This is a genomic window from Neisseria sp. HMSC074B07, assembly GCF_001810355.1.
Lineage (GTDB): Bacteria > Pseudomonadota > Gammaproteobacteria > Burkholderiales > Neisseriaceae > Neisseria.
Genome location: NZ_KV800949.1, coordinates 61,796 through 70,950 on the forward strand (window position 1 = coordinate 61,796; position 9,155 = coordinate 70,950).

A 9,155-nucleotide genomic window follows, 5' to 3' on the forward strand; every position below is an offset into this window, starting at 1 on the left:
CATGTGGACAATATAAATGATACTGTCACCGAGCGGTGGTTCGAGGGTACTGATACCATTTACAGCAGCGTTTCTTACACAGCCCCAACCAACGTCGAAAACCTGACTTTGACAGGTAGCAATAACATCTTCGGCATTGGCAATTATGGTGACAATACCCTGATAGGAAACAGCGGGCATAATCGCTTGAGTGGCGAAGAAGGCAATGATACCTTGTATGGCATGAGCGGTGACGACACACTGTCAGGCGGCAATGGATATGACTATCTCAACGGTGGGGACGGTGATGACTATCTTGCAGGCGGTTTAGGCAGCGACACCATCGTCACAGGTGCAGGCAAAGACACCGTCGCCTTTACTGCAGCAGATATCCATGAAGGCAGTATCGATCGTTTAACCGACTTTAACTCTGATATGGACAAACTCGACCTATCTGCTATGCGTTCTCTGCTGAGTGGCAACAGCGCAAATTTGAGCTGGTCAGAGATGTTTGTTAGAAACCCTGCTTATTACGATGCCGACCGTTCTTATCTCGTGTTCGATTCGGCGCAACAAACGCTTGCCTACCGCGCAGCAGGTGCAAGCAGTAATACCGTATTTGCCAAATTCGATAGCGACCAAGCGGTATGGTTGAACGCTTCCAATATCATCGGTTAAAGATTCGCTTAAAAACGTCGTCTGAAAATCTAGCTGTAGGGTAAAGTACGTTACACCATAAAAAACTGCACTTTAGTGAACCTACTAAAGTGCAGTTTAATCTATTCTAAAGCCTAAAACACCATTTCAGACGACCTTCTTAGCAGAGAATGTGCTATTTTCTCTACTTTTTATTTGAAACAGGTTCGCAACCAGTATTACCGTTTTTAGTTGTTAACTTGGCTTTGGCCGATTCTGCATCGGTACATTTGTAGGCATTACCCAAACTATCCATCCAAACGGAAAGTTTGTAATTCGTCCCACTTTTCGGGGTAGCAAAAAGATAATAGGCTCTGCTGTGTTTAGAGTCCTTATCTTTCATTGCGCCACTGAAATCATATTTAGCCGCAACCTCAGATGTAGCCTGATATTTCTTAAAAAACCCTGTATCTCCCTCAATTTCATCTTTCATTTTGAGGGCGGGATTTTTGACCAATTTGGTTTTCAAGGAATTATTGATGATAACCAATTCAGCATGCGCCTGAGATTGATAGCCGCGTTCGATGTAATGGATATAGGAAGGGTAAGCGATGGTGCTGAGGATGCCGATAATAGCAATAACAATCAGCATCTCGACCAGCGTAAACCCTTGAAATTTAGTGATAGACGTATTCATGATTTTATCTATTTATTCATTAGCCACATAGGATTGCAGCATGACTACCGTATTTTCGTTTTTTCCCCATGCTTTAGCAGTGACGCGATAAATGGTACGGTTGTCGGTAGAATTGGTGCTTAGGTATTCGATGATATAGCGGGGAGGCTTTTTAGCCCCGCTATTTTTATCAATCGGGTATTCTCTACCATTAACATTGATACATTCTGTTTCTTTCTTAGAATGTGAATCAAGACATTCTGCATGCTTTCTTTTCCAAGCTTCTTCAACTTTGCTCAGATCTGCCTCACCTTTAACATCAATAATACCAGTTGGAGTAGTGTATTCTTTAACACTAAGCTGTTTAGCTCTGCAAAGCCCTTTGGAACATTGATCATTAAAAATCTGCGTGCCTTCTTCAATAGAATAGATATAGTCCTCACCTTCGCGTAATGCCGCCTCAGCAAGTGTAGTAGCAAATTTATGGTCGGCATCATTGGTACTGATTCGCTGCTCAGTATTGTAGGACTGGGTTGCCGTAACGACGAGTAGGGCAATGACGATCATGATCATCAGGACGATGAATAATGCAAAGCCTTTTTGTGCAGAAGCTTTAGCGGGAAGATAGTTTAGAGTAATCGGTCTGCGCATTTGTTTCCTCCGCGTACAGTTGCATTGATTTGATAGAGTTGAACTTTGTTTTCATCATTGCTTCCGCCAGCATCAATACTGCCGCTGTTCAACAGGAGTTCGATAGAGGCTGGAGTTTCATCACCAGACAGTGTCGTAGTATATTTAAATGTTTCATCTTTTGTCTTATCCTCCTGCTTCTGAGCATTTCCGGCAGGAGTTGGAGTAGGTGCAGACGCAGATGCCGTTTCACTTTCCTCAAATGTTTCAGGACAATTTTGGGTATAAAAGTAATGAATACTCATACTTTCAATTCCCTTAATCAGCAACTGCGGATTGCTCCACTCACCGTTTTTTGTCAATTGGAAACGGTAAAGACCTTTTTGCCCTCCGGCAGTACCGACAGCATAGGCATTCACCTCATGTTTCATTATGGAGATATTGCCTGCTTGGGAACTATCTGTCTTTAAAGCTGCTTTACTATCAGTAATGTCTTCTCCTGGTTTGGTAATATTTGTGCAGCTGCTGGCCACTACTGTTGCCGCATCTGATGATGCGGTATCTATGCCGTATTGGAAAATCAGCGCCTTACCGATCTGGGTAAAGTCCTTTATACCTAAAGAATCTGTTTCTCTGACAGCAGGAAGCATTTTTCCACTACCTTTAAGTTTGAGAAAATCTTTGGAACCAGAGTCAGCGATAACGGCTTGGGCATCATAGGCCGACATATTGAAACAGCCGAAATTTCCTGCCATACGGGCATCACGTACGATTTGATTTGACGCATTGCGCAAATCCTGCTGAACATTTAAGCGCGCTGTGGCAGCAGTGTTCAAACTGCGTGCAGTGAAATAGCTGGAGCTGACTGCCAACAGGACTATCATGCTCAATGCGCTTGCCACAAGGAATTCAATCAGGCTGAAGCCTTGCATGCCTGTTTTGACCGGAATGTGTGAGCGGTTTTTATTATTCATTATTTTTCCCTTACGCGTACTTGGTAGGTGTAAATGATGGAATCTTCATATGTTTTGACATCACTTGCGGCTTTACCGCCTTCCAAATCTTTAAGCCATAATACTTTGATAACAGTATCGGCACCTGCTTTTTTATCGCAATTTTCGTGAAAAGCCCCGTCATAAGTAGGCTCCTTATTCAAACTATCTTGGCATACTGAATAGTAGAACGCGGAGTCAGGAAGAGCTGCTTTCAGTTCGTCATGAAATTTACCAAGCTGTGCTTTAGCCAACTCTTCTTTTTTCATACTCTCTTTCAGCGGTCCTTTTTTCAACGGCTCAGTAGAGGAATCACCATATGTGGTGTAGTAATCCCTATAATTTTTACACCACCCTCTATCGCGCCCACCCTTGGTAGCTCCCGCTTGATGAGTATCGCATTTTTCAAGTCTAGGATTAATCAGCATCCCTTCGACTAAATTTTGAGTAAGTTGCGATACGATAGTCTGTCCTTCCGCTTCGCGAACGCTGGAAACGGTACGCAACTGGATGGCGAGCAGGGCGAGAACGCCGATTGCGAGGACAAACATGGCGACCAAAACTTCAATTAAAGTCATACCTGATTGATATGGCTTAGAGGAACTTACCGATCTCGTTTTGGCGAAACTCGTTCCGTTCGTTTTCAGATGACCTTTTGTACGTAATGTCATGGGTTTCATAGAGCTATATTTTATTATTGGGGTTGTTTGTTGGATTTTGCTTTAGATTCTGCATATTTGCAGAGATCACGTGAATCTGACTTGGAGCAGATTTCCACTCGTCCGCTACTGTCGACCAACACAATGCTGGCACGAGACTTTTTGGTGCTTTCTGTAGTTGCGGAGGAATCGGTCATGCTGATTTTGATATAGCCGTCCGAGTAGGTAAAATCTGTTTTTTTACTGGGTTTATTGACAGAATAGCCAAAAGTACCGTTCGGCTGGAATGCGAAGAAAACAGGCTGTGAATCAGAGTCTTTACCACCGAATTTGACATGATCAAATTGATAGGTGACTTTATTCGCATCCTTGGCGTTCAAGACAATAGTGCGCAGGAAAATATCCGCTCTATCATCATTGTAGTTAACATCACCACTCTTATCAGCATAGGCCAAGATGCCACTTTGATTGTATTTGGTATCACATTTATTGTCTGGAATCCCGTTTTTTCTGATTTGTACGGGACAGACATAGACAGGGAGATTGAGGCGGACTGCTTCGGCTCGTGCGAAACGCAAGAGGTTTGCCACCTGCTCTGCCTGACTGGCTGCGCGGCGGGAGGCAATCCATTCGCTCATATTGGGAAGGGCGATGGTGGCCATGATGGCGGTAATAGCGATCACGACCAACAATTCGATTAAGGTAAAACCTTTTTGTTGTGCGTACATGAGTAGTAAAAACGTCTAGAGTTAAGTAATGTGTTTTATCATCCGGCTTAGAATGTTTTTATCGCCGGTAATTATGCGGTTTGGCTCATTCTAAACGATATTGGGATGAATTGCCTAATAAAATATGAAATTTGCTTGGTTTTTAGACTGATTTGTCTCAATCTTCCATCAATGCGGATTCGGGAATGTAGGCTGCATTGTCGAATTTGGTAAATTGTCCCATCCAAGTGAGGAATACTTTCCCGACGGGACCGTTACGGTGTTTACCGATAATACATTCCGCAAGGCCTTTCATTGGCGATTCTTGGTTATAGTATTCGTCGCGGTACATAAACATAATCAGGTCGGCATCCTGCTCGATGGCACCGGACTCCCGCAAGTCGGACATCATTGGGCGCTTGTCGGTACGTTGCTCTACGGTACGGCTCAACTGCGACAAAGCAATGACGGGAACTTGCAGCTCCTTCGCCAAGGCTTTGAGGGAACGCGAAATTTCGCCGAGTTCAGAGGCGCGGTTGTCCGAGCGGCCTGAGCCTGCCATTAATTGCAGGTAGTCAATCACGATTAAGCCCAATTTTCCGTTGAACTGGCGTGCAAGACGACGGGCGCGGGCGCGCAATTCGAGCGCGGTCAAGCCCGGTGTTTCGTCAATATACATAGGCGCATCGGAAAGCTTGACTACTGCTTCGTTCAGACGACCCCAATGTTCATCTTCCAATCTGCCTGTTTTCAAGACGCTCTGATCAAGCCTGCCCACCGAACCCAGCATACGCATCACCAGTTGCGTGCCGCCCATCTCCATCGAAAATACGGCGACAGGCAGCTTGCCCTCTACGGCAACGTGTTCCGCAATATTGATCGAAAAGGCAGTTTTACCCATAGACGGACGACCTGCCACAATAATCAAATCGCCCGGCTGGAGACCTGAGGTTTTTTTATCCAAGTCGATAAACCCTGTCGACACGCCGGTCACTTCATCGGGATTTTCGCGTGAATAAAGCATGTCGATGCGCTCGACCACTTCCTTCAAAAGCGCAGGCATTTCGAGAAAGCCCTGTTTGGACTTGGCGGTACTTTCCGCAATTTGGAACACCTTGTTTTCCGCTTCATCCAAAAGCTGCCCCGCATCCCTGCCTTGCGGATTGTAGGCGCTACGGGCGATTTCGGTACCAACTTCGGCAAGCTGGCGCATAATAGAACGCTCGCGCACGATTTCGGCATAACGGCGAATATTTGCAGCAGACGGCGTGTTTTGTGCCAAGGTAATCAGATAATTGAACCCGCCTGCCGCCTCCAATTCTTCGTTACGCTCCAAACTTTCCTGAACGGTAATCACGTCGGCAGGACGGCTTTCGTTAATCAGATTGGCGATGGCGCGGAAAATCAGGCGGTGTTCGTGTCGGTAGAAGTCTTCACCGGTAACCACATCGGCGATTCTGTCCCAAGCCGAATTCTCGAGCAAAAGACCACCCAAAACGGATTGCTCCGCCTCCATAGAATGCGGCGGCAGCGACAACGCGTTGACTTCGCGGTCTTCAGACGACGTATCGGGATAATCGTTCATGGCAGTTGCTCTTAGGCTAAAATGGGAGTCCGCTATTATAGCGTAGTGGAAATCGGGTTGGCATTACCTTTGTTCTGACTTGCCTACCATCAAGAAATAGATAGGTCGTCTGAAAATTTTCAGACGACCTTTTTGCAATAATTCTCCATTTCCCCGAACCAAAAACAGGCGGCAATATGGAAGTCATCCAATACCCAAATTCCCCCTTCAAACTCCACCAACCCTTCCCACCCGCCGGTGACCAGCCCACCGCCATTGCCGGCCTGCTCGAAGGGCTTTCAGACGGCCTTGCCTATCAAACCCTGCTCGGCGTAACCGGTTCGGGCAAAACCTACACCATGGCGAACGTCATCGCCCAAAGCGGCCGACCCGCCATCATCATGGCGCACAACAAAACCCTTGCCGCCCAGCTTTATGCCGAAATGCGCGAGTTTTTCCCCGAAAACGCGGTGGAATATTTCGTCTCCTACTACGACTATTACCAGCCCGAAGCCTATGTGCCCAGCCGAGATTTGTTCATCGAAAAGGACAGCGCGATCAACGAACACATCGAGCAAATGCGCCTTTCCGCCACCAAAAACCTGATGACGCGCGACGACGTGATTATCGTCGCCACCGTGTCCGCCATTTACGGTATCGGCGACCCGACCGAGTATCAACAAATGGTGCTGTCCGTCAAAGAAGGCGACACCATCGAGCAGCGCGACATCATCGCCACGCTCGTTTCCATGCAGTACGAACGCGGCGATTTAGACTTTAAACGCGGCAGCTTCCGCGTGCGCGGCGACGTGATTGACGTGTACCCCGCCGAAAGCTCCGAAAACGCCTTGCGCATCAGCCTGTTTGACGACGAAATCGACCGTCTCGACATGTTCGACCCGCTTTCAGGCAGCCTTATCCAGCGCGTCGGCCGCTACACCGTCTTCCCGTCCAGCCACTACGTTACCCCGCGCGACACCGTATTGCGCGCCTGCGAGTCCATCAAAGAAGAATTGCGCGAACGCATCGAATTTTTCGCCCGCGAACAACGCCCCGTCGAGCAACAACGCATCGAACAGCGCACCCGCTTCGACCTCGAAATGCTCTACGAAATGGGCTTCTGCAAAGGCATCGAAAACTACTCCCGCCACTTCTCCGGCAAAAAAGAAGGCGAACCGCCGCCCACGCTGATGGACTACCTGCCCGACAACGCCATCATGTTCATCGACGAAAGCCACGTTACCGTAACCCAAATCGGCGGCATGTACAAAGGCGACGCCTCGCGCAAGCAAAACCTCGTGGATTATGGTTTCAGGTTGCCTTCCGCCCGCGACAACCGCCCGCTCAAATTCCACGAATTTGAAAAAGTCATGCCGCAAACCATCTTCGTTTCCGCCACCCCCGCCAAATACGAAGAAGAACACGCCGGACAAGTGGTCGAACAAGTCGTCCGCCCCACAGGGCTGGTCGACCCCCAAATCATCATCCGCCCCGTTGCCACCCAAGTCGATGACTTAATGAGCGAAATCAACGACCGCATCCAAAAAGGCGAACGCGTACTCGTTACCACCCTCACCAAACGCATGGCGGAGCAACTCACCGACTATTACAGCGAACTCGGCATCAAAGTGCGCTACCTGCACAGCGACATCGACACCGTCGAGCGCGTTGAAATCATTAGAGACTTGCGGCTCGGCCTGTTTGACGTACTCGTCGGCATCAACCTCTTGCGCGAAGGCTTGGACATCCCCGAAGTCTCCCTCGTCGCCATCCTCGACGCCGACAAAGAAGGCTTCCTGCGATCCCACCGCAGCCTGATTCAAACCATAGGCCGCGCCGCGCGCAACGTGAACGGCGTCGCCATCCTGTACGCCGACAAAATCACCGACTCCATGAAAGCCGCCATCGACGAAACCGAACGCCGCCGCGAAAAACAGATTAAATTCAACAAAGAACACGGCATCGTGCCGCAACAGATTAAAAAACAAGTCAAAGACATCATCGACGGCGTGTACCACGAAGAAGACGGCGGCAAAGGTCGTCTGAAAGGCAAAAACAAGGTCAAAGTCGGCGAAATCCACAACGAAGAAGACGCGATTAAAGAAATCGCCAAACTCGAAAAAGCCATGCAGCAGGCAGCTAGGGATTTGCAGTTTGAAGAGGCCGCGGTGTTAAGGGATAGGATTCGGGGGATTAAGGAGAGTTTGTTGTTTGGGGCGGAGTGATTTTATTCAGAGTGCAATTTATATTATTAACGGGAGTATTTAAATGGATTTTTCTAAATTTGAGAACCCAAAGGCAGCAAATGATTTTCTAAAAAGGAGTAAAAAAGTATCACAAAGAAAAACTCTATGCGCAGCTAACTTTCTAGGAAATTGTAATGGCATAATTACTGCACATACTTTATCTAAAAAATCAATGCTGGAACCAGTAGCCAATAGGGAGAATGAAGTATATACAATCTCTACTGTCTCCTTGGTTAACCATCAAATTAATTTAGAGAAAAAAGGGATTGGTGGGGTTTCTACTTTTAAGGGATTCTGCGGAATGCATGACAAAGATTTGTTTACTTGTCTTGACGATGATGAGTTTAAATGCACTCCCAAACAATTATTTATGCTTGCTTACCGCACAATATCTAGAGAATTGTATAAAAAAATAAATTTTCCAGAGCGCATTCCAACAAAAAAAGAATATATTAATATAATAGGGAGACGTAAATATAATAAAGAATACGTGTTATTTGTTGAAAAAATAAAAAAACACAATGAATACAGCATTCAATCGTTGAAATATATAAAAGATAAATTAGATACTCAGTTAAGAGATGAAGACTGGAACTCATTAAAAAGTCATGTTCTATTATTTGAAAAAATATCTCATCCAATTTGTGCCGCAACGGGAGCATTTCAACCGTTATTTGATATAAGTGGAAAAATAATTAACGAACCAGTTGATTATTATGATGAATATGGAGAATATTTAGGCAAGGGGTTAAAGTTAAGAACAATAATTTTCTCAATTATTCCAGTAAAAGATATGTATGTGGTAATATTTTCATGGGATAATGATGATGTATCGGAAAATTTTTTCAAATCTATTCTGAAACAAGAAAATAAATCATTGGCTGCATTTAATATCATGCTTGATAACATAGAAAACTTTGCTATATATCCTGACTGGTATGAAAATTTGGATGATAAAAAAAAGGAATTTATACAAAAAAGAATACAGAGTAAAATCAAAAATACTATTTGGAAAAATCCAGAAAAATATAACTCTATGTTAGAGATAGATGAGTTTAAAGAGATA

9 protein-coding genes are annotated in these 9,155 nt (G+C 45.8%); 3 read left to right on the plus strand and 6 right to left on the minus strand.

The features are described 5' to 3' along the window. Nucleotides 1–657: calcium-binding protein (locus HMPREF2726_RS08000; protein ID WP_070602905.1), on the plus strand; the 657-nt coding region annotated here is incomplete at its 5' end. A 163-nt stretch (nucleotides 658–820) separates the two neighbouring features. Here the strand turns inward: HMPREF2726_RS08000 and HMPREF2726_RS08005 are convergent. The 6 genes from HMPREF2726_RS08005 to dnaB form a co-directional block, all read right to left on the minus strand. Further along, on the minus strand, nucleotides 821–1,312 hold the full coding sequence (locus HMPREF2726_RS08005) for a PilX family type IV pilin (protein WP_009311798.1): 492 nt from the start codon (nucleotides 1,310–1,312) through the stop codon (nucleotides 821–823). 12 nt (nucleotides 1,313–1,324) lie between these two features. After that, entirely contained in the window at nucleotides 1,325–1,942 is a 618-nt protein-coding gene (locus tag HMPREF2726_RS08010) for a pilus assembly PilX family protein (RefSeq protein ID WP_009311799.1), read from the minus strand. Then, entirely contained in the window at nucleotides 1,921–2,895 is a 975-nt protein-coding gene (locus HMPREF2726_RS08015) for a PilW family protein (RefSeq protein ID WP_009311800.1), read from the minus strand. Before HMPREF2726_RS08015 ends, HMPREF2726_RS08010 begins: the two co-directional genes overlap by 22 nt. Continuing rightward, nucleotides 2,895–3,593, minus strand: coding sequence for a type IV pilus modification protein PilV (gene pilV / locus HMPREF2726_RS08020; protein WP_009311801.1), 699 nt, complete (start codon nucleotides 3,591–3,593; stop codon nucleotides 2,895–2,897). The genes HMPREF2726_RS08015 and pilV overlap by 1 nt, the downstream gene beginning before the upstream one ends. A 14-nt stretch (nucleotides 3,594–3,607) precedes the next feature. Continuing rightward, complete coding sequence (locus tag HMPREF2726_RS08025; RefSeq protein ID WP_009311802.1) at nucleotides 3,608–4,300, minus strand: pilus assembly FimT family protein; 693 nt, start codon at nucleotides 4,298–4,300, stop codon at nucleotides 3,608–3,610. 157 nt (nucleotides 4,301–4,457) lie between these two features. Continuing rightward, nucleotides 4,458–5,864 carry a replicative DNA helicase gene (dnaB, locus tag HMPREF2726_RS08030; RefSeq protein ID WP_009311803.1) on the minus strand — a complete coding sequence of 469 codons (1,407 nt, stop codon included), beginning with the start codon at nucleotides 5,862–5,864 and terminating at the stop codon, nucleotides 4,458–4,460. A gap of 176 nt (nucleotides 5,865–6,040) precedes the next feature. On the opposite strand from dnaB, the gene uvrB reads away from it, so the two are divergent. Both uvrB and HMPREF2726_RS08040 read left to right on the plus strand, forming a co-directional pair. Further along, nucleotides 6,041–8,068, plus strand: a complete 2,028-nt coding sequence (uvrB, locus tag HMPREF2726_RS08035; RefSeq protein WP_009311804.1) for an excinuclease ABC subunit UvrB — start codon at nucleotides 6,041–6,043, stop codon at nucleotides 8,066–8,068. 43 nt (nucleotides 8,069–8,111) lie between these two features. Beyond that, nucleotides 8,112–9,155: hypothetical protein (locus tag HMPREF2726_RS08040; protein WP_070602907.1), on the plus strand; the 1,044-nt coding region annotated here is incomplete at its 3' end.